At 62.6% G+C, this 26708-nt stretch carries 23 protein-coding genes; 15 read left to right on the top strand and 8 right to left on the bottom strand.

What is annotated here, in order from left to right; genetic code table 11:
- The first annotated feature begins 230 nt into the window (after positions 1 to 230).
- Complete coding sequence (locus VIZ63_RS08160; protein ID WP_331609059.1) at positions 231 to 2594, top strand: PQQ-dependent sugar dehydrogenase; 2364 nt, start codon at positions 231 to 233, stop codon at positions 2592 to 2594.
- Positions 2595 to 2776: 182 nt separating this feature from the next.
- Here the strand turns inward: VIZ63_RS08160 and VIZ63_RS08165 are convergent, their stop codons facing one another.
- The gene (locus VIZ63_RS08165; RefSeq protein WP_331609060.1) at positions 2777 to 3175 is read right to left on the bottom strand and encodes a polymer-forming cytoskeletal protein; all 399 of its coding nucleotides are present in this window, start codon (positions 3173 to 3175) and stop codon (positions 2777 to 2779) included.
- Positions 3176 to 3534: 359 nt separating this feature from the next.
- Between VIZ63_RS08165 and VIZ63_RS08170 the strand changes: the two genes are divergently transcribed.
- From VIZ63_RS08170 to VIZ63_RS08195, 6 genes are all read left to right on the top strand, one after another.
- Complete coding sequence (locus VIZ63_RS08170; protein WP_331609061.1) at positions 3535 to 4863, top strand: pitrilysin family protein; 1329 nt, start codon at positions 3535 to 3537, stop codon at positions 4861 to 4863.
- On the top strand, positions 4860 to 6281 hold the full coding sequence (locus VIZ63_RS08175; RefSeq protein ID WP_331609062.1) for a pitrilysin family protein: 1422 nt from the start codon (positions 4860 to 4862) through the stop codon (positions 6279 to 6281). Before VIZ63_RS08170 ends, VIZ63_RS08175 begins: the two co-directional genes overlap by 4 nt.
- A gap of 78 nt (positions 6282 to 6359) precedes the next feature.
- Positions 6360 to 7133, top strand: coding sequence for an exodeoxyribonuclease III (gene xth / locus VIZ63_RS08180; protein ID WP_331609063.1), 774 nt, complete (start codon positions 6360 to 6362; stop codon positions 7131 to 7133).
- Positions 7134 to 7266: 133 nt separating this feature from the next.
- The gene (locus VIZ63_RS08185; RefSeq protein WP_331609064.1) at positions 7267 to 8262 is read left to right on the top strand and encodes a hypothetical protein; all 996 of its coding nucleotides are present in this window, start codon (positions 7267 to 7269) and stop codon (positions 8260 to 8262) included.
- A 127-nt stretch (positions 8263 to 8389) separates the two neighbouring features.
- Positions 8390 to 9640: an MgtC/SapB family protein gene (locus VIZ63_RS08190; RefSeq protein ID WP_331609065.1), complete on the top strand. Its 1251-nt coding sequence runs from the start codon at positions 8390 to 8392 to the stop codon at positions 9638 to 9640.
- Between the two features lie 70 nt (positions 9641 to 9710).
- Entirely contained in the window at positions 9711 to 10547 is an 837-nt protein-coding gene (locus VIZ63_RS08195) for an SDR family NAD(P)-dependent oxidoreductase (RefSeq protein ID WP_331609066.1), read from the top strand.
- A gap of 22 nt (positions 10548 to 10569) precedes the next feature.
- Here the strand turns inward: VIZ63_RS08195 and VIZ63_RS08200 are convergent, their stop codons facing one another.
- The gene (locus VIZ63_RS08200; protein ID WP_331609067.1) at positions 10570 to 11256 is read right to left on the bottom strand and encodes a M15 family metallopeptidase; all 687 of its coding nucleotides are present in this window, start codon (positions 11254 to 11256) and stop codon (positions 10570 to 10572) included.
- Between the two features lie 325 nt (positions 11257 to 11581).
- On the opposite strand from VIZ63_RS08200, the gene VIZ63_RS08205 reads away from it, so the two are divergent.
- Both VIZ63_RS08205 and VIZ63_RS08210 read left to right on the top strand, forming a co-directional pair.
- Positions 11582 to 14014, top strand: a complete 2433-nt coding sequence (locus VIZ63_RS08205; protein WP_331609069.1) for a putative bifunctional diguanylate cyclase/phosphodiesterase — start codon at positions 11582 to 11584, stop codon at positions 14012 to 14014.
- A gap of 188 nt (positions 14015 to 14202) precedes the next feature.
- Positions 14203 to 16116, top strand: coding sequence for an ATP-binding cassette domain-containing protein (locus VIZ63_RS08210; RefSeq protein ID WP_331609070.1), 1914 nt, complete (start codon positions 14203 to 14205; stop codon positions 16114 to 16116).
- Positions 16117 to 16158: 42 nt separating this feature from the next.
- Here VIZ63_RS08210 and VIZ63_RS08215 read toward each other — a convergent pair whose 3' ends face one another.
- A complete protein-coding gene (locus tag VIZ63_RS08215) occupies positions 16159 to 16770 on the bottom strand; it encodes a TetR/AcrR family transcriptional regulator (protein WP_331609071.1) in 612 nt (203 codons plus the stop codon).
- Positions 16771 to 17003: 233 nt separating this feature from the next.
- On the opposite strand from VIZ63_RS08215, the gene VIZ63_RS08220 reads away from it, so the two are divergent.
- Positions 17004 to 17348, top strand: a complete 345-nt coding sequence (locus tag VIZ63_RS08220) for an energy transducer TonB (protein WP_331609072.1) — start codon at positions 17004 to 17006, stop codon at positions 17346 to 17348.
- Between the two features lie 90 nt (positions 17349 to 17438).
- Positions 17439 to 17684, top strand: a complete 246-nt coding sequence (locus VIZ63_RS08225) for a hypothetical protein (RefSeq protein WP_331609073.1) — start codon at positions 17439 to 17441, stop codon at positions 17682 to 17684.
- A gap of 121 nt (positions 17685 to 17805) precedes the next feature.
- On the opposite strand, the gene VIZ63_RS08230 is transcribed toward VIZ63_RS08225, so the two are convergent.
- On the bottom strand, positions 17806 to 19047 hold the full coding sequence (locus VIZ63_RS08230; protein WP_331609074.1) for a CaiB/BaiF CoA-transferase family protein: 1242 nt from the start codon (positions 19045 to 19047) through the stop codon (positions 17806 to 17808).
- A gap of 92 nt (positions 19048 to 19139) precedes the next feature.
- On the opposite strand from VIZ63_RS08230, the gene VIZ63_RS08235 reads away from it, so the two are divergent.
- Positions 19140 to 19544, top strand: coding sequence for a hypothetical protein (locus tag VIZ63_RS08235; RefSeq protein WP_331609075.1), 405 nt, complete (start codon positions 19140 to 19142; stop codon positions 19542 to 19544).
- Between the two features lie 7 nt (positions 19545 to 19551).
- Here VIZ63_RS08235 and VIZ63_RS08240 read toward each other — a convergent pair whose 3' ends face one another.
- Positions 19552 to 20637, bottom strand: coding sequence for a porin (locus VIZ63_RS08240; RefSeq protein ID WP_331609076.1), 1086 nt, complete (start codon positions 20635 to 20637; stop codon positions 19552 to 19554).
- A complete protein-coding gene (locus VIZ63_RS08245; protein WP_331609077.1) occupies positions 20637 to 21470 on the bottom strand; it encodes a hypothetical protein in 834 nt (277 codons plus the stop codon). The genes VIZ63_RS08240 and VIZ63_RS08245 overlap by 1 nt, the downstream gene beginning before the upstream one ends.
- Positions 21471 to 21630: 160 nt before the next feature.
- On the opposite strand from VIZ63_RS08245, the gene VIZ63_RS08250 reads away from it, so the two are divergent.
- Together VIZ63_RS08250 and VIZ63_RS08255 are read left to right on the top strand one after the other, a co-directional pair.
- Positions 21631 to 22437: a tyrosine-protein phosphatase gene (locus VIZ63_RS08250; RefSeq protein WP_331609079.1), complete on the top strand. Its 807-nt coding sequence runs from the start codon at positions 21631 to 21633 to the stop codon at positions 22435 to 22437.
- 112 nt (positions 22438 to 22549) lie between these two features.
- Positions 22550 to 23734, top strand: coding sequence for a GGDEF domain-containing protein (locus VIZ63_RS08255; RefSeq protein WP_331609080.1), 1185 nt, complete (start codon positions 22550 to 22552; stop codon positions 23732 to 23734).
- A 166-nt stretch (positions 23735 to 23900) separates the two neighbouring features.
- Here VIZ63_RS08255 and VIZ63_RS08260 read toward each other — a convergent pair whose 3' ends face one another.
- Both VIZ63_RS08260 and VIZ63_RS08265 read right to left on the bottom strand, forming a co-directional pair.
- Positions 23901 to 25316 carry a short-chain fatty acid transporter gene (locus VIZ63_RS08260; protein WP_331609081.1) on the bottom strand — a complete coding sequence of 472 codons (1416 nt, stop codon included), beginning with the start codon at positions 25314 to 25316 and terminating at the stop codon, positions 23901 to 23903.
- Positions 25317 to 25458: 142 nt separating this feature from the next.
- Positions 25459 to 26025, bottom strand: coding sequence for an isoprenylcysteine carboxylmethyltransferase family protein (locus tag VIZ63_RS08265; protein WP_331609083.1), 567 nt, complete (start codon positions 26023 to 26025; stop codon positions 25459 to 25461).
- A gap of 206 nt (positions 26026 to 26231) precedes the next feature.
- Between VIZ63_RS08265 and VIZ63_RS08270 the strand changes: the two genes are divergently transcribed.
- Entirely contained in the window at positions 26232 to 26678 is a 447-nt protein-coding gene (locus VIZ63_RS08270; protein ID WP_331609084.1) for a CBS domain-containing protein, read from the top strand.
- The last annotated feature ends 30 nt before the right edge of the window (positions 26679 to 26708 follow it).

Genomic DNA, 26708 nt, shown 5'->3' on the forward strand with positions numbered 1-26708 from the left:
ACGTATGCGTTCACCGACAGACGACGGCGCGAGGCGGCTCTGGTATGTCAGCTTTCCGGATCGGCAAGAACGCATCTATGAATATAAACAGCCTCCGTCTGACGCATCGCCCGGCAGTCTGCGTGCTTGCTGTGCTTTTTGCAGGTCTGCTGCAAGCCTGCGGCAGCGGCTCATCGGACTCGCCACCGCCAGCACCAGCGACCGATACGACAGCGCCGACGATACCGACGATGTTGACCGCAACCGTCGCCGGCAGTACGCGGATCGACCTGAGCTGGACAGCCGCCACGGATTCGGGCGGCTCGGGACTGTCGGGCTACCGCATCTATCGCGATGGCGTGACGACGGCGATTGCCACGGTGACTGCGCCAGGCACTACGTATGCCGATACCACGCTCTCGGCCAGCACGCAGTACAGCTACGTCGTGCGCGCATTCGATGGCGCCGGCAATGAATCCGGCGCATCGACCGCCGCGAGCGCGACTACGCAGGCACCCTCCGCGCCTGGCACGGCGGGGCTCGATTCACGACCCGCGAACAGCACCTGTGTGGCCTGGGAAAAGCCTGCGAACGGTTCGATCCAGGTGCAGCCCTTCACGAGCCTCTCGTTCGATGCATCGGTTGCGTTGCTGCAGGCGCCGAACGACAACGGCAACTGGTACGTCGTGGAGCAGGGCGGCACGATCAAGCGCTTCAGCGGCACGAATCCCGCCAGCGCCAGCACCTACGGGACCGTGACGGTGACGTCCGGCGGCGAGATGGGACTACTGGGCATGGCCTTCCATCCCGACTTTCCCACCGACAGCCGCGTATTCCTCTCCTACACCATTCGCGTCAGCAACCGACTCGAGTCGCGAATCTCGTCGTTCGCCAACAGCAGCACGACTGCGCTGGGCGGCACCGAAACCATCCTGCTGCGCGTGACCCAGCCCGAAGACAACCACAATGGCGGTGACATTCATTTCGGGCCGGACGGGTTCCTGTACATCGGCTTCGGCGACGGTGGCGGCGCTGGCGACAATCACGGCAGCACGGGCAACGGTCAACGGCTCACGACACTGCTCGGCAAGATGCTGCGCATCGACGTGAACTCCGCAACGCCGTACGGCATCCCCGCCGGGAATCCGTTTGCCTCTCAGGCACTTTGTCCGGCGGATGGTCGCAGCAGCGGCGAATGTCCCGAGATCTATGCCTGGGGACTGCGCAATCCGTGGCGCTGGAGCTTCGATCGCGCCACGGGCGAGCTGTGGGTCGGCGATGTCGGCCAGGGCCAGTGGGAAGAAGTGAACAGGATTTCCCGCGCCGGCAATTATGGCTGGCGCTGCCGCGAAGGCGCACACGGCTACGACCCTGACACCCCGGGCTGCAGCACCGCAGCGTTGATCGATCCGGAAACGGAATACGACCATTCGCTCGGCACAGCGATCACCGGCGGCTATGTGTATCGCGGCACGCAGTCGACGCCGCTCAAAGGCCGGTACCTCTTCGGCGACTCCGGCACCGGCCGTATCTGGGCCTGGCTGCCGGAAAACGCGACCGCCCAAGCGCCTCGCCAGCCAACGCAATTGGCGGACACGACTCTCAGCATCGTCTCCTTCGGCGAAGGCAACGATGGCGAGATGTATGTAGTGAACTACAACTCGCTCCACCGGCTCGTCTTTCAAGCGCCGACAGGCGGCGGCACCGTACCTGCTTCGCTCAGCGCCACAGGGTGCGTGACTCCAGCCGATCCGAAGCAACCGGCTTCGGGCCTCATTCCCTATGCCATCAACGCGCCGTTCTGGTCCGATGGCGCCGCCAAGGATCGCTGGATCGGCCTGCCGGATGGCCAGAACATCACCGTGCAGGCCAGCGGCGACTGGGATTTTCCCAACGGCACCGTGTTGATGAAGAACTTCACGCTCGCTTCCCGACTGATCGAAACACGCCTGTTCATGCGCCATCCCGACGGCTCATGGGGCGGTTACACGTATGCCTGGAACGATGCGCAGACGGACGCGACCCTGGTGCAGGGCGGCTCGGTGCGCGCGATGAACGGCCAGCAATGGATTTATCCGAGCGAAGGCCAGTGCGTGCAATGCCATACGAACGCAGCAGGCGGTTCGCTCGGACTGGAAACCGCACAGCTCAATCGCGACCTGCTCTATCCGCAAACGGGACGTACAGCGAATGAACTGTTCACACTGAATCACATCCAGACGCTGACACCGGCCATTCCTGATCCAGCCGCGCAACCGAAGATGCCCGATCCGTCGGACACATCGGCATCGCTGAATGATCGTGCCCGCGCCTACCTGCACACCAACTGCGCCCAGTGCCATCGCACCGGCGGCCCGACGCCGAGCACGCTGGATCTGCGCTACACGACGCCTCTGAATCAAACGAATGCGTGCGAAGCAGCGCCGCAGGCAGGAGATCTGGGTATTGGTACCAACGCGCGCCTGATCGATCCCGGCAGCGCCACGAATTCCATCGTCGTGAATCGCACCAACCGTCGCGACGCCAATGCGATGCCACCCGTCGGCTCAAACCAGATCGACACCGCCGGGGTGGCACTGCTGACTCAGTGGATCAATGGGTTGACGGGCTGCTGAGATCAAAGGAATCCGGAGTAACCGCAAAGAACGCATAGACGACAGAAGGCCGGGGAAAATAGCCGCAAGAAAGCGCAAAGCACGCAAAGTCAGATTTGATGAGCCTGATTTGCGTCTTTTGCGCTTTTTTGCGGCCAGTTCATCTTCCTGTCCTTCTTTTGCCTTCTATGCGCTCTTTGCGGTTACTCCTCCTTCCTCTTCTCTTCGTAGTGAACGACCGGCTGGCCGCTGGTCACGGACATTTCGCCTTCGACCACCGCGCCTTGCGCAATGGCGATGCTGCGAGCGCTGACGGCGCCGCGGATGCGGGCGCTTTTGCGGATCTCGAGTTTCTCGCTGGCGGTGATCTCGCCATGCCATTCGCCGGCGATCACTGCGCTTTTCACGGTGAGCCGGCCTTCCCAGCGACCGCCTTCGGACAACGTCATGCTGCCGCGGACGCTGCTGTCTCCCAGCACGGTGCCGCCGACGATCAGATCGCCCTCGCAGTTCAGGTTGCCGGTGACCGTCGTACCCACACCGATGAACGTGGGGCTACTCATGGCACGGTCGCTGGACCGGCGGCGTGGGGTATCGGTCATCGAAGTCTCCTCGCGCTGTGACGAAGGCAATTATTCACTCTGCGGCGCGTTCCCTGTGTACTGGAAACGTCGCCAAGCGGCGTCAATGTCTGACGAGGGATTCGCGCCGCGTCCGAACCTGACAATCCCGGTCACCCGTTCACAGACCGTCCGTTGCCTAACCCGCTGATTGGCTTGAGCCTCGAGCACTGGCATATGCCTTGCAACGATCCCCTCGTGCGCAGAACCTCGAGCCATCTCCTTGAGGGCAAGCAGGTTCGCATTCCACGCCGCCACGCGTCTTCCCCGCGGGCGGCGTTTTTTTTCTCCCGCGTTTATCCGCCGCTATGATGGACGCCCTCCCCGATCGAGGCCGGTCCATGATGCGTGCGTCGTTGCTTCTGCTGTTGCTGTTCGTTTCGGCTGCGCATGCGCAGGTCGCCGGCACGGACAAGATCCAATCGGTCACGCTGGCGAATGGCATGACCATCATCGTCTGGCCCGATCCCGACATCCCCAACGTGGCGCTGTACAACTGGGTGCGTGTCGGCAGTCGCAACGAAGTGCCTGGGATCACGGGGCTCGCGCATTTCTTCGAGCACATGATGTTCAATGGCACCAGCACGCGAGCGCCCGGCGAGTTCGACCGGCAACTGGAAGCCGCCGGCGCCAACAACAATGCGTCGACGTCGAATGACGTGACCATCTACAAGGACTGGTTTCCGCGCAGCGCGCTGGAACTGGTCTTCGACCTCGAAGCCGATCGGCTGCGCAATCTCGCCTTCGATCCCAAGGTCATCGAAAGCGAACGCGGCGTGGTGTACTCGGAGCGGCGACTGAGCGTCGATGACAGCAGCTTCGGACGTCTGATGGAGCAGGTGCAGGCCGCCGCGTTCGTCGCTCACCCCTACACGAACCCGACCATCGGCTGGCCGTCCGACATCGAAGGCTGGACGATCGACGATCTGAAAACGTTCTTCGCCAGCCATTACGCGCCGAACAATTGCACGATGATCCTGGTGGGCGATGTCGACCCGAAGCAGGTCTTTACGCTGGCACGCAAATACTTCGAGCCGCTACCACGCCAGGAACCACCCGAGCCGATCCGCACCAGGGAGCCGGAGCAATCCGGCGAACGCCGGGTGACGGTCGAGGCCGAAGCACAGACGCCGCTGCTGCAGTTCGCGTATCACGGCGTCGCCGGCAATGACGCCCGCGTACCCGCGCTGGAACTGTTGCTGCGTATCCTTACGGACGGCGACGCGTCGCGGCTGCGGCGATCTCTCGTCGAAGAACAGAAGGTGGCAATCTCGGCCGACAGCTACCTCGACGCCGGTTTCGATCCGGGACTCGTGTGGCTCTTCCTGTCGCTGCCGTCCGGGGGCGATCTGCAGCAGGCGGAGAAGGCCTTCGATCAGCAGATCGATCGCATCGCACGCGAAGGCGTCACCGTCGCCGAGCTCAATCGCGCGCGCAATCAGGCCATCGCAGACTTCTGGCGTGAGCTCGCCACCATCGATGGCAAGGCCGACCTGCTGGGCTCGTATGCCGTGCTCAAAGGCGGCCATCAGAAGCTGGCGGATGCGCCTGCCGCCTACGAACGAGTCACTGTCGATGAAATAAAGAAAGCTGCCGCTGAGTTGCTTCGACCGACGAATCGAACGGTCGGGGTGCTCCGCGCCGCAGCGACCGCGGAGCAGACGCCATGAGCGCCATCCAGAAAATTTTCCATCGAACATTCGCGTTGATCGGCGTGCTCGTCCTGTGCGTCTCTGCGCAAGCTGCCGAGAGCGGTGTGAAGGTACCGCCCTTCGAACGCGTACAGCTTGGCAACGGTACGGTGCTGCTGCTCATGGAACGACACGATGTGCCGCTGATCGCATTCCAGGCCGTCGTCCGCGGTGGCGCGTCGATCGACCCCGCAACACAGTCGGGGTTGTCGAACGTGCTGGCCAGCCTGCTGGAAAAAGGCGCTGGCAAACGCGACGCGACAGAGTTCGCCAGCACACTCGCTTCCGTCGGCGGCCTCATGTCCGCCAGCGCGCAGGCGGAAAGCATCGTGGTCAGCGGCTCCTTCCTGTCGCGCGATCAGGCGCTGATGACCGAACTGCTGGCGGACGTGCTGCAGCGTCCGCAGCTCACGCAGGCCCAGTTCGATGCGGTCCGCGCGCGGCAGATCGAATTCATCCGCGCCGCCAAGGATTCCGAACTGGGGTCACTCACCTCCGCTTACGGCAAGGGCGCGCTATTTGGAGGTCATCCGTACGGCAAGCCGGCGATGGGCAGCGAAGGCGGGCTGGCCGCAGTGACGCATGCGGCGCTCGTGCAGCACTACCGGCAGCAGTTCGGCGCCGATCGTCTGATCATTGCCGTCGCCGGCGACTTCAAGACTGCCGCGATGAAGCAGTCGTTGAGCCGGGCATTCGGCAGCTGGCACAAGGCCGAAGGAACGCTGCCTGCGATTCCGGCTGCCACCGCTGCAACGGGTCGCCGCGTATTGCTGATCGATGCGCCGGACTCGGTGCAGTCCTATTTCTGGGCCGGCAACGTCGGCGTCGCGCGCTCGTTCGCGGAGCGCGCACCGCTCGACGTGGTGAACACACTATTCGGCGGTCGCTTCACATCCATGCTCAACAGCGAGCTGCGCATCCGCACGGGCCTGTCGTACGGCGCCAATTCGCGGTTCGAGCGCCTGTCGCAGCCCGGCACATGGGCGCTCAGTTCGTTCACCAAGACGGCGTCCACGATCGATGCCATCGATCTGGCGCTCACCGTGCTGGACAGACTGCACGCCGAACCGCTCGATACCGCGCTGCTCGCCTCGGGCAAAGCCTATGTGCAGGGTCAGTTTCCGCTGGCGCTGGAGACGGCCGATCAATGGGCCGGCACGCTGGCGGATCTGGAGTTCTACGGGCTGGATCGCCGTTACATCGAGGGCTATGCGCCCGCACTCGCGGCCGTCAGCGATGGCGACGTACAGAAGGTGATTCGCGAACGCTTTCCCACCAGCAACGACCTGACACTGGTCGTCATCGGTCAGGCCAGCGCGATCCGCGAGGGCTTGCGCAAGTACGGGCCGGTGACCGAGATGAAGTTGTCCGATCCGGAGTTCGCATCGGGAAAGTAAATGACCATGCGTAGCGTGTGACGTGCAGAGGTCCGACCCTCTACACTGCACACGTTACTCATTGCTGAAATTTCCCCGATGCTAATTGCCACCTGGAACGTCAATTCGCTGCGCGCCCGTCTGCAGCATCTCACCGACTGGCTGGCCAAAAACCCGGTCGATGTGATTGCACTGCAGGAAACCAAAGTCCCCGACGAAGGTTTTCCATTCGAGGAAATTGCCGCACTCGGCTACCACGTCATCGCGAACGGACAGAAGAGTTACAACGGCGTCGCGATCCTGTCGAAGTTCCCGCTCGAAGATGTCGTGCGCGACATGCCGGGCTACACCGACGAACAGCGCCGCGTGCTGAGCGCAACGACCGGCGGCGTGCGCATCGTCAATGTGTACGTACCCAACGGCCAGGCCGTCGGCTCGCCGAAGTACGAGTACAAGCTCGTCTGGCTGGACGCGCTGAAGGCGTTCCTGCAGGAACAGCTGGGCTCGCACCCCCGGCTGGTCGTGCTCGGCGATTACAACATCGCGCCCGAAGATCGCGATGTGCACGATCCCGTCGCCTGGCAGGGTCAGGTGCTCTGCAGCGAACCGGAACGGGAACACCTGCGCGGCCTGCTGGGACTCGGCTTGACCGATGTCTTTCGCCGTTTCGAACAGCCGGAACGGATGTTCAGCTGGTGGGACTACCGCATGCTGGGATTCCGTCGCAATCATGGCTTGCGGATCGACCTGCTGCTGACCAGTTCCGCCCTCACTGAATTGTGTGACGCGTGTCACATTGATAAAGAGCCGCGACGACTGGAGAAGCCCTCGGATCATGCGCCGGTCGTCGGCAGCTTCAATATTTCCGCATAAATACAGGCTTTTTCGTTGTTTTTGCCGGCGTCGCTGCCAACTATTCCGACATGGACAAACCGCAACCAGTGGCTAGACTGCTGCGAATCCGCCCCGTGCACCGACATTCTTCAGGCACGGGCGGCACACATCCATGCAATACCGCCGCAGCGATTTCGATGTCACCAACACCGTACAGGTGAGCTCGGCAGATGCCGTGCGCCGTGCGGTCAGTGACCTTTATCGCCAGCAGTGGCCGCACTACCCGTTCGACCGCATCGATAGCGCCTTCCGCGATTTCGAGCGGCTCTTCAACGGTCAGTTTCCCGGGTACTACGGTTGCGACACCGTCTACCACGATCTGCAACATTCGCTCGACGGCACACTGGCGACCGCGCGCCTGATCGCCGGATACGATCGCGCACACATCGCCGACGAACGCCTGGGACCCGAACGCGCCATCCTCGCGGTGGTGATCGCGCTGTTCCATGACGCCGGCTATATCCGCCAGACCGACGACCAGACGCATCGCAACGGTGCCGAGTTCACGCTGACCCATGTCGGTCGCAGCGCGCAATTCATCGGCCGTTACCTGCCCACCATCGGCATGGCGCAATGGGTGCCGGTCGCGACCAAGGTCGTGCACTTCACCGGTTACGAAGTCCAGTTCGACCAGATCCGGCTCGACGATCTGCGCGATCGCATCGTCGGTCACATCGTCGGCACCGGCGATCTCATCGCACAGATGTCAGATCGCTGCTACCTCGAGAAATGCCGCGATCGTCTCTACCCCGAATTCGTCCTCGGCGGAATCGCGATGCCCAGCGATCAGCAAGGCAACATGGCGGTCAAATACCGCTCGGGCCTGGACGTCCTGCGACAGACGCCGGAGTTCGTCGAGGAAGTCCGGCGCACGCGCCTGGACGGCGAGTTCGCCGGGCTCTACAGGCACCTGAGCGTGCTGTTCAATGGCCGCAATCCGTACATGGAAGCGATCCAGGCCAATCTCGACTATCTGAGCGAGGTCCTGCGCACGGGCAGCTGGCCGATGCTGCGACGTGACCCGCCATGCTTCACCTGGGAAAAGAACCCGGTCCAGAACATCCGCTCGCTGGTGCTGGGACACATCAAGCAGGCCTGGAAGGGCTGACGCGGGTCGGCCAACTGGCAAACTGGTCTGCTGGCCGACTGGCCCGATCATAGAGAATCAAAGCGCGGGCTTCTTGCTTGTCTGGCCAGCTAGCCAGTTAGCCAGCTAGCCAGTTAGCCTCCTACGCATGCCTCTCGAACACCCTCTCATCCGCCTGGCCGTTGCGCTCGGTGTTGGCCTGCTCATCGGCATCGAACGCGAGCGCAGTCACGCCGATAAACCCGAACAGAGTTCCGCGGGCGTACGCACCTTCACGCTGACGTCATTGACGGGTGCAATCAGCCTGCTGGTGGGCGACGAGATCACCTTCATCGCGTTCGGCCTTGCCGTCGCCGCGCTCATCACGATCAGTTACCGGCGCACGCACGATCAGAGTCCCGGCATGACGACCGAGATCGCGCAGCTCGGCACATTCGTACTCGGCGGCCTCTCGATGCGCGAACCGCAACTCGCCGCCGCGCTGGCTGTCGTCATCGTGATAGTGCTGGCGGCACGCACGAAGCTGCATCACTGGGTGCACGAAAAGCTCACGGATGCCGAGATTCGCGATGGCCTGCTGCTGGCGGCGGCGGCATTGATCATCCTGCCCCTGACGCCACAGGAAGCCGTCGACCCCTGGGGAGTCGTCAAGCCACGCCAGCTGTGGGCACTGGCCGTCACGATCATGGCGATCAATGGCCTCGGCTACATCGCGCTGCGGACGCTGGGCCCCCGCGTCGGCCTGATGATTGCCGGCTTCTTTTCGGGATTCGTCTCCAGCACGGCAACCACCGCAACGATGGCGGCGCGCGCCAAGGAACACCCGGAACTGCGACGTGGTGCGGTGGCGGGCGCGACGATCTCATCCGTGGCATCGATCCTGCAGATCGCCATCCTCATCGGCCTCGTCAGTCGCCCCTTGCTGCTGAGGATGGCGCTGCCCCTCTTCGCCGCAGGCTGTGTCGTCGCGGTATATGCCGCGCTGTTCGCCATTCGCAGCGAGCGCGACAGCGGCGAACGTAAAAGCCCCGCGGGTCGTCCCTTCAATCCAAAAACCGTGCTGATTTTCGTGTTGGTGATCGGCTGCGCACTCATCGTCTCCGCCTTGCTGACGCAATGGCTCGGCGACAGCGGCTTGCTGCTGGCCAGCGCCATCAGCGGATTGGCTGATGCGCATGCGTCTGCGGTCTCGGCTGCCTCGCTCGCGGCGAATGACAGCGTCGCGCTCGAACTGGCGGCATTCGCCGTCCTCATCGGCTTTTCGGTGAACACGATCAGCAAATGCGCCGTCGCCTTTTCGGTCGGCGATCGCATGTTCGGTTTCGAATTCGCTCCCGGCATCGTGCTCAGCGCTGCCGCCGCCTGGATGACGCTGTTCGCGCAGCGACTGCTGCAATGACGCTGGTCGATCCGCATTGCAGCGGCTACCCTTGCGCCGCCCGCCACCACGCCGATCGATCAGGTATCCCATGTCCCTGCAATTTCCGCGACTCGCGGCGCGATTTCCGCGCAAGCGCGCTTTCATTACCGGCGCCGGCAGTGGATTGGGACTGGCGCTGACGCACGCTCTGGCGCGGGATGGCTGGTCGCTCGGCCTGTTCGATCACAATCTCTCGCGACTGACGGCGATCGAAGGCGAGCTGTCGGCAGCGGGTGTCGCGGTGCTCGCGTACCCGGGCGACGTCACTCATTCCAATGAACTCACGGTTGCGGTGAACACATTCGCCACCAGCAACAACGGCCTCGACATCATGGTCAACAACGCCGGTGTCGCCTGTGCCGGCAATCTCATGGATACATCGCTCGACGACTGGCAGTGGATCGTCGACATCAATCTCATGGGTGTCGTGCATGGCAGCCGGGCAGCGATCCCGCATCTGCAACGCAACGGCTCAGGCCTGCTGATCAACGTTGCCAGTGCAGCGGCCTTTGCCTCCGCACCCGGCATGGTGGCGTACAACGCCACCAAAGCCGCCGTGCTGTCGATCAGCGAAACCCTGTGCACCGAACTGCGCGACGCCGGCACGCAGGTGTCGGTGGTCATGCCGACCTTTTTCCGCAGCGGCCTGCTGGAATCGTTCCGCGGCAGCGACGAGCACCGCGCGGGCGCCGCGCGGGCGATGGACAACTCGACCTATGCCGTGGACCAGGTCGCCCGCGATGTGCTGGTGCAGGCTGGCGCGGGGCGGACCCACATCGTCCTGCCCGGTTCGGCGCGCTGGTTGTGGCGCCTCAAACGCTGGATGCCCGGAGTGTTCCTGAAAAGCGTCGTGGCGATGCGCGAGAAGATGCGGGCGGGCCGTTGACCGCTCCTGAGGCGGAGAATCCTCAGACCAGCCGGCCCCAGCCATCGATCGTCAGCATGAAACGTGTATAGATTTCCGGCAGTCGCGCCAGGACATGCGGCTTGCCGGCGATGGCGCTCGCCTCGATGGCCTGGCGCAGCATCGACAGACTGAGGGATTCGAGAGCTGGCACCGACACGGGGGCATAGCTCAGGTGCCAGGGCTCGGGACTCACCGCACCGCGATCCACGCGATACGGTCTGAAGAAACCGAACCGGTTCATGTTGTCGTCCAGCCACCGGCTCAACCTGGCAAAAATACCGTCCGCGCCGTACTCGGATGGCACGAGCTGGACTGAATAACCTTCGGGAACCGCGCCCGCATCGATCACATCCATATCGCTGCCCCAGTGATGGCGACTGCCACCCGGGATGGCTGACCAGCACAGGATTGCATCCACTGCCTCGTTGTCGCCCAGGCTTGCCCGTTCAATGGGCTGGCTGTTGCGGTCGTAGAGCTGACGCTCTCCTGACCATTTGCTGTTCCAGATCTGCAGCTGCGTGTCGAAGTCGCGAAAGCTCGAACGCACAGCCAGATCGATACCGTCGTCGGCCGCGGCATCTCGCATCGCGAGGAAGGAGGCCGCTGCCTCGTAGTGAACTACGCATCGGGGATGCAGCAGTTCGACGACGTGGCTACGCGCCCGACCAGTCAGCTCGAGCTCATTCATTCGTGTTCAAACCTTCGACACTTTCAGTAACGACAACGCGAGTATGTCAAAAAACCCGACAACCGCGCGCGTGTTCGGTTTTTTCAACATCAGATTCAGCGCACGCAGTGGCATGCACACTGAGAAACCCCGCTATGATGACGCCGGATTGTGCGGCGATCAGCGTAGCTTGGTGAGCGGCGGATTGTGACTAAAGACCCATGCGCGAAACTACCGGTTTCGGGGTCAAATACGAATTCAGGTCGGTCGCACGGTCACCAATACTCATGACCGTCGATGCAGGCGGCCTCGACGCGCACGAGTACGAACGGCGCTGGAGCAGGGTTTGAGAACGCACGGCCTCAGGGTCAGATTACTCGGCATCGCGATCGCAGCAGGACTGTGCATTACAGCCGTCTTGTTGTCGCTCGAGTATTTCGAGTACCGGCGATCCGTCACTGCCAGCGGAGTCAATGGCGAACTGTCGCTGCTTGCCGCCGAGTCGACGCGACTCGACCATGAAGGTCGCTCGCTCATCACGGTACGCACTCCCGAACTCGAAGCCGCCCTGCTCACCGGCAATCGAGGGCAAGCGGAAAGCCTCGGCCGCGCCATTCTCGCTTCACCCATCGTCACGTCCGTATCCATCAACGATACCAACGACAAGGCGCTGTTCGTCGGTCGGAAGAGCGAGCCCTGGGTAGGCGCACTCGGCGTCGAGGAGCGGCGCCTCATCGAAGAACGCGTCGGCGCTGCTGGCGCCGTCCGGATCGAAGTCGGCCGCCCCGGGCTGCTCGACTCCGCCCGCGGCCTGCGCCAGCAACTCGAAAGCGTCGAACAGCGCGACTTCAGGAACTGGATGTGGATCATCGGCGCGGCGGGAGTCCTCATCACCGCGGTCATGACGCTCGTCGCCTGGCTGCTCGCACGACGACTCGAACGCCCCATCGTCGAACTGATCCGCTCTGCCGAACGCATCGGCGAAGGCGACTACACGCGCCCTCATGCCATCAGCAGCAACAACGAGATGGCGGATCTCGAAATGGCGCTCGACCGCATGCGCCAGAACCTGCGCCAGACCACGATCACCAAGGACTATCTCAACACCGTCCTCAACAGCATGAACGATGCGGTGCTGGTGACCTCTCCTGCGGGTGTCGTGACTCGCGCGAATGACGCCGCGGTACGGTTGTTCGGTTATCGCGAAGAAGAAGTCGTCGGCAAGCAGTTCATCACCCTGATTGCCGACAACGAACGCGAGAACTTCTCGCTGGAAGCATCGGCGGTCGAAACGCGCGAGACAGTCATTGCGACAGCCAGCGGCCAGACGATTCCTGTATCGCTCTCGGGCGCGCCCATCGCCGCGGACGATCCGCAGTTTGCCGGCACCATCTTCGTCGTCCGCAATATCACTGAACGCAAGCGCGCCGAACGCCGTATCCGCTACCTGGCACGTTACGACGCGCTGACCAAGGTGCCGAACCGCATGCAGTTCCAGCACATGCTGCAGCAGGCCATTGCGCGGGCGCGCAAGGCCGACCGCGGCATCGTGCTGCTGTACCTCGACATGGACCGGTTCAAGGAAATCAACGATACGTTCGGCCATGCCGCGGGCGATCGCACGCTGGAAGTGCTGACCGAACGCCTGACGCGCATCCTGCCCCGCGAGGCCGTCGTCGGACGCCTGGCCGGCGATGAATTCGGCCTGTTCATCGAGGGCTTCAGCGAAGCCGAGCACGAGCGCGCCCAGGCGGCCAACCTTGCCCGCATGGTGCTCGCGGAAGTCGGCAAGGCTTACTACGTCGACGAACAGGAAGTCTTCCTGACTGCAAGCGTCGGCATCGCGCTGTGCCCGAAGGACGCAGAGAACGTCATCGATTTGATCCGCAACGCCGACGCGGCGATGTATCACTCGAAACAGAACGGCGGCAACAGCTTCGCGTTCTACTCACCCGAGATGAATGCAGCGGCCGTCGAACGCCTGATGCTGCGAAGCAAACTGCGGCGCGCGCTCGAACGCGATGAACTCGTGATGTTTTACCAGCCGAAGGTCGACCTGCAGGACGGCCGCATCATCGGGGCGGAAGCGCTGCTGCGCTGGCGGCTGCCGGGTCATGGCGACATTCCGCCATCGCAGTTCATTCCGCTCGCCGAAGAAACCAACCTGATCCTCGGCATCGGCGACTGGGTGCTGAACCGCGTGTGCTCCGACTTCAAGCGCTGGACCGAACGCATCCCCGACCCGGGTCGGGTCTCGATCAATCTCTCGCTGAAGCAACTGCGTCAGGCGAGTTTCATCACGCGTTGTCGCGCGGTGTTCCGCCGGCATGACGTGTCGCCCACCTGCTTCGAACTCGAAATCACGGAAACGACCCTGATGGCGGATCCGAAGCGCACCATCAAGCTGCTGAACGAACTGCATGCGATGGGATTGCATCTGTCCATCGACGACTTCGGCACCGGCTACTCCTCCCTGAGCGCGCTGCAGCAGTTCCCGATCAACACGCTCAAGATCGATCAATCGTTCGTGCGCGACGCCGCCGTGAATCCGGCCGATGCGACGATCGTGCGCACCATCATCGACATGGGCAAGGCGCTCGAAGTGGAAGTCGTGGCCGAAGGTGTGGAGAACGAAGAACAGTTCAACCTGCTGCGTGCCCGCGGCTGCCACTACGCGCAGGGCCGGTTGTTCGGCGACGCCATGAGCGCGGACGAATTCTTCGCCCTGCTGCTCGCACAGTCCAACGGCCGTACGAAAGTCAGCAGGCTGTTCGCGTAAGCGGCCAACTGGCAAGCTGGCCATAAGGAAGGAAGCGGGTCCGCGTTCTGCCCTCACGCAGACGCACCGCTTCGTTGCCACACATCGCTGCCTGCTGCTCTGGCGTCAGCGCTGCCTACACGCTTATCCTCCGCTTCCATTTTTCTTGCCAGTCAGCCAGTTGGCCCGTTCGCCCTGGCCTTCAACCCATGCTCACCTTCTCCTCTCTATCGCTTCGTCGCGGCACGCGCCTGCTCATCAAGGAAGCGTCTTTCACGATCTATCGTGGCGAAAAGGTCGGCATCGTCGGCAAGAACGGCACGGGCAAGTCGAGTCTGCTGTCTCTGATGCTGGGGGAACTGCAGCCGGATGCGGGCAGTTTTGACCGGCCTTCGCAGCTGGTGCTGGCGCACGTCGCCCAGGAACTCGAGGCCACCGGGCAGAGCGCCATCGAGTTCGTGATGGATGGCGATGAGGAACTGCGCGCTACCGAACAGGCGATCGCGCGCGCTGAAGCGGCGGATGACGGCATCCGGCTCGGTGAACTGCACGCCCGCTATGCCGCGATGGGCGGCTATGACGCCCGCAGCCGCGCCGCCCGCCTGCTGCACGGACTCGGCTTCTCTTCCGAGGATGAGAACCGCGCCATCCGCGCCTTCTCGGGTGGCTGGCGGGTGCGCCTGAACGTCGCCAAGGCGCTGATGTGTCGTTCCGATCTGCTGCTGCTCGACGAACCGACCAATCACCTCGACCTGGATGCGGTCATCTGGCTCGAAGATTGGCTGCGCAACTATCCGGGCACGCTGCTCATGATCGCGCACGATCGCGAGTTCCTGGACCGGACCGTGAATCGCATCGTGCACATCGAGCAGGGCACGGCGCGCATCTACACCGGCAACTACTCGAAGTTCGAGGAACAACGCGCCGAGCAGCTGGCGCAGCAGCAGACGATGTTCGAGCGCCAGCAGCGCGAGATCAAACACATGATGGGCTTCGTCGAGCGCTTCCGGGCCCAGGCGACGAAGGCTCGGCAGGCGCAGAGCCGCCTCAAGGCGCTGGAGCGCATGGAACGCATCGCACCTGCGCATGTCGATTCGGAGTTCGAGTTCTCCTTCCTGCCGCCCGACAAATTGCCGCAACCACTGCTGACCATCGACGATCAGTCCGTGGGTTATGGCGAGCGGACCGTGCTGAAATCCATCAGCATGAACATCGCCCCCGGCAGTCGCATTGCGCTGCTGGGCCGTAACGGCGCCGGCAAGTCGACGCTGATGAAAATGCTGGCGGGCGAACTGACGCCGCTGTCCGGCAAACGCACCGAGGCACGCGACCTGCGCATCGGCTACTTCGCGCAGCACCAGCTCGAACAGCTGTCGATCGAGGAATCGCCCCTGGCGCATTTGAAACGCGTCGGCGGCGCTACCGCGGCGCGCGCCACGGAACAGGAATTGCGCAATTTCCTCGGCAAGTTCGGTTTCAGCGGGGATCGCGTGTTCGAACCGGTTGGACCGTTTTCCGGTGGCGAAAAGGCGCGACTGGTTCTCGCGCTGGTGAGCTATCAGCGTCCCAACCTGCTGCTGCTCGACGAACCGACCAACCATCTCGACCTGGAAATGCGTCAGGCGCTGGCGGTGGCGCTACAGGATTTCGAGGCCGCCGTAGTGCTGGTCTCGCACGATCGTCACCTGCTACGCGCCGTGGCCGACGATCTGCTGCTGGTCGATCAGGGCAGGGCCCGTGTATTCGACGGCGATCTGGACGACTACGCCCGCTGGTTCACGACACGCGAACAGCAGGAAGAGCAAGAGATTGCGCGGGACACGTCCGTTGAGAACAGCGCGGAGCAAAAGAAGCAGCGCAAGCGCGAGGAAGCCGAACAGCGTAACCGCCTGAGCGGGCTGCGCAGCCAGATTGCGCGCCTGGAAAAGGACATGACGAAACTGCAAACGGAACTGAGCGCGATCGAGTCCGCTCTCGCCGAGCCGGAGATCTACCAGGAACAGGGCAAGCCGCGTCTGCTGCAACTGCTCGATTCCCAGAAGACGCTCAAGCGCAAACTCGACGACATCGAATCGGCATGGCTCGAAGAATCGGAAAAGCTCGAGAAAGCGACGGCCAGCTGACCTGCGCGTTCACGGCCTGGCTCGGCAACGAGCTGGGGTGCTTCAGGCTGTTTTCTGCAACTGATAGTCGATGAGCCGATCGGCAGCCGTCACGACGAATTGCTGTGGGCCATCGCGACCCATGCATTGAGCGGCCGAAAAGGCGCCATCGACCAGCAGCACCAGATGACCGGTCAGTTCGGCGGGATCGCGAACCCCCTCGATCTGATCCACGAGCGCGCGAATGCGTCGTGCGAGTTCGAACTGCACTTCACTCGCGATCTTGCGCGCGGGATGTTCCGGATCGGGAAATTCGACCGTGATATTCCGGAACGGGCAGCCGCGATATTTCGTGCTGCTGACGAAGCGAGCAAGGCCCTCGAACTGCGCCCGTAGTTGCTCCCGCGGTGTCAGGCCGCTGCGTCCGAGGTTGTAGTCCCAGCCAGCCCAACGATCCTTCGCCTCCTGCTCCAGCACGGCGGCGATCAAGGCGTCCTTGGAGGGAAACCAGCGATAGAGACTGGTCTTGGCCACGCCGGATTGCGCGACAACCATGTCCACGCCCACCGCGCGTGCGCCCTCGCGATAGAACAGGTCGCGGGCGGTGCTCAGGATCCGGTCCCGAACGCTCTCCGTCGCCTCTTCGCCGGGTTTGGTCGCTGCGGGTCTGCCCATCGTCTACCTCCGATAGTCACGCTTGACAACGCTACAGACCTGTACGTAGCATTAAAACAGACAGGTCTGTAGCGTTTCATACAGTAGCGTCTGAACCCGGCCAGTTCAAGGGCGCATCACCGTCGCAACGCAGCATACCGTCCACCGTCGCAGTGCCGACTGACGCAGACCCGTCCTGGCGGTTCCTGCGACGGATTTTCTTCCTGGCTGACGTTTCCATCGAGGGATCTCCCATGAACGCCCCACTTACGATTCTGGCCACTGCCATTGCGGTACTTCCGACGCTCGCCGTCGCTGACACCACCTGCCAACCTCGCATCCTCGAAAGCCGCACGACCTTCCCTATGCGCTCGCAGCTGCGCGGACAGGAGGGCATCGTCTACATCGACGTCCAGATCGATTCGAATGGCCGCGCCACCAGGACTGAACTGCAACACTCCAGCGGCTATCGCCTCCTGGACCGGGCCGCGCTGGAAAGTGTCCGCAACCATTGGACCTTCGATATCTCGAATTGTGTTCGCAAAGATTTACCAGCGACTCACCGCATCGGGGTTGATTTTCGTAATGGTGAGTATTGATGCCTCGGGCGAGTGCTCAGCGCACTCGCCTCTTCCTTCGCAACGGCCCTGGATGCTTGCAACCAAGCCCTGGCATCACGCAGACGGATAATGAATTTGCGCAAAGCATTCCTTGCGGCTGCACTCTTCGCACTCACCTCGTCGGCCATCGCCGCTCATTGCCCGATGGACATGGAGCAGATCGATGCCGCGCTGGCTGCACAACCGAAGCTTGCGGCCGGGCAGCTCACCGGGGTCAAGAAATATCGCGCCGAAGGCGAAGAACTGCACAAGGCAGGCAAGCATCAGGAATCGGTCGACGCGCTGGGCAAAGCCAGGACGCTTCTCGGAATCTGATAGCAAGACAGGGAAAGGCAGGGACACAAAGGAGCGCAGACGAGCCCAGGAAAACACAAAGGGATCCCGATTTTCTGACGGATAAATCCTTTCCCTTGTGCTCTTTGGTGTACCTGCCTGTTCAATCCGCGATCACCGCACTCGCCACGAGTCGCGCCAGTTCTTCATCCGATAGATCCAGCCGTTCGCGCAGTACTTCACGCGTGTGCTGACCAAGCGTTGGCGGTGCCGACGAATACTGCGGCGGGGTCACCGACATCTTGATCGGGCTCGCCACCTGCGGCACTGAACCCGCCAATGGATGCGGCAGATCGACGCGCATCATTCGACTCTGAACCTGCGGGTGCTCGAACACCTGCGCCAGATCGTTGATGGGACCCACGGGAACGCCCAGCGGCTCCAGCAGCGCAACCCAGTCAGCGACCGTGCGCTGCTGCAGCACTTGCTCGAGCAAGGGCACGAGCTCGGCACGGTTGCGTACGCGGTCGGCGTTCTTGCGGTAGCGTGGGTCCTGAGCAAACGTGCAGTCCGCCGCTTCGCAGAACTTTGCAAACTGACTGTCATTTCCCACTGCCAGCACGAGTTCCCCGTCCGCTGCCGTAAAGACCTGGTACGGCACGATGTTCGCGTGGGCATTGCCCTGGCGCTGCGGCACCTTGCCCGAGACCAGATAGTTCATGTTCATGTTGGCGATGATCGCGACCTGCACGTCCAGCAGCGCCATGTCGATGTACTGGCCTTCCCCGGTCTGCGATCGATGCGCCAGCGCCGCCAGCACGGCCACCGTTGAATACAAGCCCGTTGTGATATCAGCGGCCGCGACTCCAACCTTCTGCGGCCCGCCACCCGGCAGATCGTCCCGTTCGCCGGTGATGCTCATCAGGCCGCCGATGCCCTGGACGATGAAGTCGTAGCCGGCGACGTGCCGCATCGGGCCCGTCTGACCGAAACCGGTGATAGAGCAATAGATGAGCCCCGGATTGATGGCTTTCAGGTCCTCGTAGCCGAGTCCATAGCGCGCCAGGTCGCCCGCCTTGTAGTTCTCGAGCAGCACGTCCGACTGCGCGGCGAGCTGCCGCAGAATGTTCTGGCCTTCCGGTCTGGCGATATCCAGCGCGACCGACTTCTTCCCGCGATTGGCGGCCAGGAAGTACGCCGCCTCATGCGTATCCCGACCGTCCTGATCCTTGAGATACGGTGGACCCCAGCCGCGGGTATCGTCACCGCTGCCGGGGCGTTCGATCTTGATGACGTCCGCGCCCAGGTCGGCAAAGATCTGTCCGGCCCACGGGCCGGCGAGCACACGGCTCATGTCGAGAACACGGATATGCGACAGGGCGCCGCGCTGGTTCAATGCACTCATATGCAAGAGTGTAGATGAGCCGATGGAACGATTTCATGGGCTCCGGCTCTGAATTGTCTGAGAACTGTCGCTGCACGGATGGAATCGAACGTATGCGCACCCTCCTCGCTACCGTCTTGCTGGTGCCCATCTGCCAGCCGGGCTTTGCGGCCGAACCCCAGCAAACGGCGCCATCGCTCGACCTGCGGTTACCCGACGTTACGACGCTGTTCACGCGGGAACAGATCCAGCGGCTACTCACCAGCATTCGCGACCCCGATACGATCGAGGAAGTGGAAGTGGAAGGGCTGCGCCGGATCCAGCCGCCCCCTTCGACGCCGGTGATCCGGTCACCGTGGGTGGCATCCTCGATCTACGCGCCGTTCTGGGCGCTCGCACACCCGACCGAGGCATGGCGCATCTTCGCGCCCATTCCGCCGGATCAGGCGCAGTTCATTGGCAACCTGGCAGCAGACGCGACGGATTCCTACCGCCCACCGACGTTGCCGGAGTTCTGATTGCGATCTACAGGAATGCGTTGACCTGCAGAAACGCGAGCCGGCGATTCTGCAGATCGTTCTGCGGAATTCCATCGTAAATCCGCACACCGAGTCGCAACTGCAGGAACTGGATGGGCGTGTATTCCCACACCGCACTCCAGCGGGTCTGCTCATCCTCGTTCAGATCGTCATCCGGATCGAAATACTCGGCGCTGAGTTTGAGATTGTTGCCCTGGCTCAGCATCCAGTTCGCTTCGAGCAGGCCTGCCCACTGATTACGTTTGCCGCCGACGAGTCCCTTGTCTTCGATGTAGTCCGCCTCGGCCAGCCAGGCGACAGAGCCGGTGCGCAGACCCGCAAACAGACCGGCGAGTTGGCGCTCACCGACATCCGCATCGTTGAAGTTGTAACTCGCGCCAAAGCGCCAGAGTGATTTCACGAACTCCGCGCGACCGCTGAACTGCTTACCCTGATCGTTCTCCGCGGTACCCGCCGTCCCGTTCGTGATCGCCAACTGCGCCGACCACGCTCCCATCTCGATTCCCGCTTCGACGCCACGATCAGGCGTCTCCATATTGATGCCCGACACCTGGCGAATGAATGCGGAATCATCTTCGAGCCGCAGACCGTAGGGCAGATACATCTGCCCGGCCTTCACATACCAGCTGCGATTCGCCGACCAGTAACGCGCATAGGCTTCCAGATTGTCGCTGCCTCCGGGGGCGACGCGCTGATCCAGATACACGGCCAGACGATCCGGGATTGCCGACAGTTCGAGATACAGGCGCGCTTCGTCCAGATCGAACGCCGATCGCGACTGCTGATGCGGCGTATCGACGTAGGCGGCGCTCGCACGCAGGTTCGAGCCAAGCGAAATGTAGCGGCTGAGACTGCCAGTCCAGTCCTCACCCATCTGCAGATCGATAGGACGTGCCGGCAGGCTGGTACGTGCCCACGTGTTGCCGAATGCGTTACGCATACCGCCGCCGGTGGGATTGACGTGGCAGGTCACGCACTTCATGCCCTGCTGGACGGCGAAGTACGGCTCCGCCATCACTGTGCCGCTGCCGGCCAGCAGCAACCACAGGAAGAATCCGATGCGTCCGTTCATCACAGCGTTCCTCCCAGTTCGAAGTACGCAACGAAGTCACCCCCGGCCGCGCCATCGCCGTCGCCATCGATGACGTTGCCGGCGCGATCAGTGATCGCCTCGGAATCGTGACCGGCAATGCGAAATCGGTAACTGTCCACCGTCCACTGTTCGCGTGGCACGAGGATCGCGAGCACGGTGGGATCGAGCGAGCGCACCTCGACTTGCATGACATTGATCGAAACTTCGTTGCCCTCCTCGAAGCTGCCATCGTGACCGCTGGCGACGAGCGTCACGCCGCCTGCCTGGAGCCGGCTCGTATCGAGTTCCGCGGACGCCTGGACCAGCAGCTCGATCGGCGGCTTGCCGAGAATTTCCGCATTCGTCGGCGACACGGCGCTGAGTGTGGCGGGCATTGCATCGGCGACGGATTGTTGCGCACCGTCGGTAATCCACTGGCGAATGACATCGATGGTTGCCTGCGGCAATGGCGGACCGCCCAGCGGCATGCGTCCACCGATCGCCGCGCTTCCCTGCAGCTTGTGAAGCAGATAACTCCCATCCGGATCGCCGGGCCGCACACGCATCAGGGAGGGCACTTCAGCACTGGGTGCATTCACCAGCATCGCGTAAGACGAGGCCTCATCCAGACGCAGACCGAGCGGTGCCTGCGCGCCCACATGGCACCCCGTGCAGATCGGTGTGAACACGTTCTGCTGGATCGAAGCGAAAGTTGGCGCGAGCGGCACCGGTCCACCGTCGATGGGCCGTCCGTTCTCGTCCAGTCCCTCGCCATTTCCCGCGCAACCGGCGACCGCGAGCGATGCCGCAGTCATCAATAATCCGAGGCGCATCGTGCCGCTCCCTCTCTTGCCACTTTGTTGAGTGACACTGAAGCGACTGCAGGTTCAATGCGGTGCGGTCAACGAGGAACGCTGTGCAATGTCTGGCCTGTCTCGATGCTGGACTGCGCCGTATGCGAGAATCGCGTCCTGTTCACCGGACTGATTCCTCATGAATGCATCGACCCTTCCGCTCGACTCCGACCGTCCACGACTGCTTGCCCTTCGGGGAGGCTGCAACTTTCGTGACATCGGCGGGTACGTTGCCCTGGACGGCCGACAGGTACGTTGGGGGCAGGTCTTTCGCACCGGCGTGCTCAGTTATTTCACCGCCGACGATCACCCGTCGCTGCTGCAACTCGGCGTGCGCGCGATTTGCGATCTGCGCCGCGACGACGAACGCCAGCGAGAACCGACACGCTGGCCGGACGCTGCCGTCACTCCACTGAGCTGGGCCGACGGCGACGCACCCACCATCCGTGGCTTCGCCGCTGCCCGTCCGCGCGATGCGGCCGGCATGTACGAGTCGATGATCCACCTGTATCGCGCCTTGCCCGACTGGATGGCGCCGCGTATCCGTGGATTCTTCGAATGCATCGCGACCGGCAACATGCCCGTCATCGTGCACTGCTCTGCGGGCAAGGATCGGACCGGACTCGCCATCGCCGTCTTGCTGGATTCCCTGGGCGTCGCGCGCGAGACCATCGTCGAGGACTATCTGATGACCAACAGCGCCGGCGACTTCGAACAGTTCATCACCACCCGCCAGGGGCAGCTCGGGCTGGGTGACACACACCAGCCGCTGCTGTCGATGCCGGAAGAGATGCGCCGCGTGCTGTTCGCCGCCGATGCCCGGTATCTGCAGGCCGCGTTCGATCGCATCGACGAAGAATTTGGCGGCGTCGAGGAGTACCTCAGGAACTCCGTGCAGATAGAAGATCGCATGCTGGAAACCGTCAGAAAGCAGATGCTCACATAACGCGAAACTGCCTGCTGCAGCTTGCCCGGATCGTTGGCAAGACCGCACAATCGCAGGCAGTCGCCACTCGTTGTGCTGCGTCAATCCGAACAGGGAACACGGTCCACTCCTGATGCCGCCCGCAGCCCCGTCGCAGAGTGAAGAATCGCTGGTCTCGGGCGTGCTCGCGCAAGGTTACGGCCGTCTGCGTTTTCCGGAACCGCTCGAAGGCGAGTTCCGCGCCGACTATCGGCGCAACGCCCTGCGCTGGATTCGCATGTGCGTGTATGTGGCGGTCGGCACGACCATCGGCTTCGCCATCATCGACCACCGCGTGATCCACGCGCACAACATGATTCCGGATGTCGTGCGTTTCGGACTGCAGTTCCCAGTGCTGGTCGTCGCGTTGCTGGCAACCAATTCGCGGTTCTATTCGCGGTGGTATGAACCCACGATTCAGATCGGCGCATCCCTGTTCGGCATCGGCACCGTATTACTGGCCAGCTATGCGCAGCCCGAGCACACCGCACTGGTCGGTGCGCGCATCCTGCTCGTCGCCTTCTTCGCCTTCTTCATGCTGGGTATGCGACTGGTGCAGGCCCTGCGCAGCAACTTCGTCATCCTGATCGCGCTGATCACCGCGGGCGTCGTGGGCGTGATGCGACCGGAAGTGGCCACGTACCTGTCCTTCGCCCTCGTCTGCGCCATCATCATCGGCACTGCCGGCGCCTATGCGCTCGAGCACGCCAACCGCACCTCGTTCCTGGAACGCAGGCTGCTGGTGGAAATCGCGGAACTCGACGGGCTCACACGCCTGCTCAACCGTCAGACGTTCGAATCGCGTGTACGCGATACGTGGCGACGCGCCGTGTCAGAGCAGCGCCCCGTCACGGTATTCATGATCGACGTCGATCACTTCAAGCTCTACAACGATCACTACGGCCATCAGGCAGGCGACGAATGCCTGCGGAACGTCGCCAGCGCAGTGCGTTCAGCTGTCGGTACGCGTCCCGGCGATTTCGTCGCGCGCTACGGCGGTGAAGAGATCATTGCCGTCGTGTTCGATCGCTCCTACAGCGAGTCACAGGAGATCGCGCAGCGCATCGTCACCGAGGTCGCCGCGCTCGATATCCCGCACGAATCATCCTGCGGCTGCACTCGCGTCAGCGTGAGCGTTGGCGCGGCAACCCAGATCCCGACGATCGCCTCGACCTACGACGCCGTCGTGCGTCTCGCCGACGGTGCCTTGTACACGGCGAAACGACAGGGCCGCGACCGCAGCATCGCAGTGGAGGCGAGAACGGCAGCGGTCGCCTGAAGAAGACGGAGTAACCGCATAGAACGCAAAGAACGCATAGATCAAGAGAGAGAAGAATGTCGGTAAAAAGGCGCAAGGAAAGAACGAGCTGAATTCTTGCCTTGTGCGTTTTGCGGCTACTTTTTTCTTTCTTTGCGTTCTTTGCGGTTACTCCCGATCTCGCTTCTCACGGAATGAGAGGCGGCGAGTACTCCAGCGTCAGTCCGAACAGCCACAGCAGGAACAGCACCACCGGTACATGCAGCATGAACTGCACGACGGTGAAGCCGACCACGTCGCGTGCCTTCAGTCCCAGAATTCCCAGCAACGGCAGCATCCAGAATGGATTGATCAGATTCGGCAATGCCTCGGCGGCGTTGTACACCTGCACCGTCCAGCCGAGGTTGACCTGCAGTTCGTTGGCCGCCTGCATGACATACGGCGCTTCGATGATCCACTTGCCGCCGCCCGATGGAATGAAGAATCCCAGCACCGCGGAATAGATGCCCATCAACACGGGAAAGGTTTCGCGCGTCGCCGCCTCCGTGAAGAACGTCGACAGGTGATGGGCGATGCTCGCGCCGTCGCGGCCGAGCGCGTTGGTGATGAGCGCCGCGATCCCGCCGTACAGCGGGAACTGGATCAGCACGCCGCTGACGCTGGGAACACCGCGTGTCACGCGATCCAGAAACGTTCGCGGCCGCCAGCACAGCAGCAAGCCGAGCATGACGAACAGGAAGTTGTATGTATTGAGATTGGAGATCGCGCTCGCCACGCCCTTGCTGCTGAATTCATGGGCCAGCCACAATGCACCCAGCAACCCGATCGCTACATTGAGCAGCGGACTGAACTCCAGCCATTCGCCGGGACGCGTGCGCTGTGCCGTATCGCGCGGCGTGGCTGTTGTCGCGATTCCAAGGTCTGCCGCCGTTCGCGCCTGCTCCCCTCGCGGCACTGTCATCCAGGCAATCCACAACGTGACGGCCATCAGCACCGCGGTCAACGTGATCGATTGCCACAGAAAGATCGTTTCGGTGAACGGAATGACGCCGGTGATGGCGAGCAGCGATGGCGGCATGCTCGCCGGATTGGCCTGCAACTGTGCGGCCGATGACGAAAGCCCCATCGCCCACACGGACCCCATGCCCAGGTACGCCGCGGCGCCTGCGGCACGATAGTCCATCGTCAGATCGCTGCGCCGGCCCAGTGCGCGAACCAGCAGACTGCCGACGATGGAACTCAATCCCCAGTGAATCAGCGATAGCAACATGCTGACGAGCGCCACCCAGCACACTGCCCCGCGACCTGTCTTCGGCAGGCTCGCCAATCGATCGATGAGGCGTTCGATGGGCGGCGAAGTCGCCACCACGTAGCCACCGATGATGATGAAGCTCATCTGCATGGTGAAGGGAATGAGGCTCCAGAAACCGTCGCCGAACGCTCGCGCCGTGTCGACTGGCGAAGTGCCGAGCAGCATCGCGACGGCCGCCACGATGACCACCGCAAGTGCAGCGAAGACATACGCGTCGGGAATCCAGCGCTCGGACCAGGCACAGCAACTCAGCGCAAAACGTTCCAGGCGGGTAGTCGATGCATCGCTCATGCTGTTCATTCTCGTTATGTGCCGACCCGATGATGATCAGCCGGCGCCGATTGTTGCACGATGCCGCAACTGAACGACACCGCACGAACAGTGGTGACGGCGGCCCGGGAATCCGGATCAGCGTCACCAAGGCCCATCGGTTCTAGTACACGAACGGAATCAGCCGCTTCGTCCGCTGCATATAGTCGGTATAGGACTGGCCCAATCCTGCCTGCAGCACTTGTTCTTCGATCCGGATGCGACGCATGAACACGAACAACACCGCAGTCATCACCACGATCAGGGATGCCACGTTGCCCATGTACAGCGTCAACCCGAGGAACGCCAGCAACGCACCGGTATATGAGGGATGCCGGATAGTGCGGTAAGGCCCGGTATCGATCACCTTGTGATCGGCGGCCACCGCGACATCCACGGTGAAATATTTTCCGAGGTAGAGGATCGAATACCAACGCAGCAGCAATCCACCCACGAAGATGGCGAGCGACGCGACTTGCCAGGCCAGCGACATGGACACCCTCGCTTGCGGCAGAAACCGCCAGCACAGCATGGCGACCGTCATGGCGATGGCGGTGACGATCCAGATGAGCCGAAGTGAGCCACGATCATCGCGATGCCGCACGCCGCTACTGGAACGTCGCCACCACGACAGCGCCGCCTCCGAAACCCCGAAGGCGAGCCCGATCCATTCCGGGTTCGGCAAGTGCATGAATGCATTCCTGCTGCAGACAGTCCACTCACTGCAAGATACAGCAGCAGCAATCGACGGATGTCGGGTTGAAGCCGACAGACACGTATTTCCCCGGCTTTGCTTGATGCCTGCCCGGCGTAGGCTTTGTCTCTCGGCAGACGTGCAGCGGGAACCCCCTCGTAATTCACGAGTTCAGTCCGGGAACCCATTTTCGGGAGATGACCATGAAAGTCAGAGAAGCGATGACCCATGACGTGCGCCTGGTGCGCCCCGACCAGACGATCCGCGAAGCCGCCCACCTGATGGCCGAACTCGATGTCGGCTGCCTGCCGGTCGAAGACAACGACAAGATGGTCGGCATGATCACCGATCGCGACATCGCCGTGCGCGCCGTCTCGGAAGGACATGGGCCGCAGACCCCCATCCGCGACGTGATGTCACGCGACGTGAAGTACTGCTACGACGATCAGTCGGTCGACGAAGTCACGCGCAACATGGCGGACATTCGCGTGCGGCGTCTGCCCGTCGTGAATCGCAGCAAACGCCTCGTCGGCATTCTCTCGCTCGGCGACCTGGCCATTGATGAAAGCGCACAGGACGAAGCCGGCGAAGCACTGTGCGGCATCTCGCGACCCGGCGGCGAACACTCGCAGTCGACGGCGAGACATTGAGTCGACCATCTAACGAGGAGTCGGAGGCTG

This window comes from Povalibacter sp. (assembly GCF_036520495.1).
GTDB lineage: Bacteria > Pseudomonadota > Gammaproteobacteria > Steroidobacterales > Steroidobacteraceae > Steroidobacter.

What these genes read in the sequence shown, in the direction of transcription:
- VIZ63_RS08255 (WP_331609080.1), top strand. Translation starts at nt 22,550, where the DNA reads ATGCCGCCCGCAGCCCCGTCGCAGAGTGAAGAATCGCTGGTCTCGGGC.
- VIZ63_RS08235 (WP_331609075.1), top strand. Translation starts at nt 19,140, where the DNA reads ATGCGCACCCTCCTCGCTACCGTCTTGCTGGTGCCCATCTGCCAGCCG.
- VIZ63_RS08215 (WP_331609071.1), bottom strand. Translation starts at nt 16,770, where the DNA reads ATGGGCAGACCCGCAGCGACCAAACCCGGCGAAGAGGCGACGGAGAGC.
- VIZ63_RS08160 (WP_331609059.1), top strand. Translation starts at nt 231, where the DNA reads ATGTTGACCGCAACCGTCGCCGGCAGTACGCGGATCGACCTGAGCTGG.
- VIZ63_RS08220 (WP_331609072.1), top strand. Translation starts at nt 17,004, where the DNA reads ATGAACGCCCCACTTACGATTCTGGCCACTGCCATTGCGGTACTTCCG.
- xth (WP_331609063.1), top strand. Translation starts at nt 6,360, where the DNA reads ATGCTAATTGCCACCTGGAACGTCAATTCGCTGCGCGCCCGTCTGCAG.
- VIZ63_RS08270 (WP_331609084.1), top strand. Translation starts at nt 26,232, where the DNA reads ATGAAAGTCAGAGAAGCGATGACCCATGACGTGCGCCTGGTGCGCCCC.
- VIZ63_RS08225 (WP_331609073.1), top strand. Translation starts at nt 17,439, where the DNA reads ATGAATTTGCGCAAAGCATTCCTTGCGGCTGCACTCTTCGCACTCACC.
- VIZ63_RS08200 (WP_331609067.1), bottom strand. Translation starts at nt 11,256, where the DNA reads ATGAATGAGCTCGAGCTGACTGGTCGGGCGCGTAGCCACGTCGTCGAA.
- VIZ63_RS08185 (WP_331609064.1), top strand. Translation starts at nt 7,267, where the DNA reads ATGCAATACCGCCGCAGCGATTTCGATGTCACCAACACCGTACAGGTG.
- VIZ63_RS08230 (WP_331609074.1), bottom strand. Translation starts at nt 19,047, where the DNA reads ATGAGTGCATTGAACCAGCGCGGCGCCCTGTCGCATATCCGTGTTCTC.
- VIZ63_RS08240 (WP_331609076.1), bottom strand. Translation starts at nt 20,637, where the DNA reads ATGAACGGACGCATCGGATTCTTCCTGTGGTTGCTGCTGGCCGGCAGC.
- VIZ63_RS08195 (WP_331609066.1), top strand. Translation starts at nt 9,711, where the DNA reads ATGTCCCTGCAATTTCCGCGACTCGCGGCGCGATTTCCGCGCAAGCGC.
- VIZ63_RS08190 (WP_331609065.1), top strand. Translation starts at nt 8,390, where the DNA reads ATGCCTCTCGAACACCCTCTCATCCGCCTGGCCGTTGCGCTCGGTGTT.
- VIZ63_RS08210 (WP_331609070.1), top strand. Translation starts at nt 14,203, where the DNA reads ATGCTCACCTTCTCCTCTCTATCGCTTCGTCGCGGCACGCGCCTGCTC.
- VIZ63_RS08245 (WP_331609077.1), bottom strand. Translation starts at nt 21,470, where the DNA reads ATGCGCCTCGGATTATTGATGACTGCGGCATCGCTCGCGGTCGCCGGT.
- VIZ63_RS08250 (WP_331609079.1), top strand. Translation starts at nt 21,631, where the DNA reads ATGAATGCATCGACCCTTCCGCTCGACTCCGACCGTCCACGACTGCTT.
- VIZ63_RS08265 (WP_331609083.1), bottom strand. Translation starts at nt 26,025, where the DNA reads ATGCACTTGCCGAACCCGGAATGGATCGGGCTCGCCTTCGGGGTTTCG.
- VIZ63_RS08260 (WP_331609081.1), bottom strand. Translation starts at nt 25,316, where the DNA reads ATGAGCGATGCATCGACTACCCGCCTGGAACGTTTTGCGCTGAGTTGC.
- VIZ63_RS08170 (WP_331609061.1), top strand. Translation starts at nt 3,535, where the DNA reads ATGATGCGTGCGTCGTTGCTTCTGCTGTTGCTGTTCGTTTCGGCTGCG.
- VIZ63_RS08165 (WP_331609060.1), bottom strand. Translation starts at nt 3,175, where the DNA reads ATGACCGATACCCCACGCCGCCGGTCCAGCGACCGTGCCATGAGTAGC.
- VIZ63_RS08175 (WP_331609062.1), top strand. Translation starts at nt 4,860, where the DNA reads ATGAGCGCCATCCAGAAAATTTTCCATCGAACATTCGCGTTGATCGGC.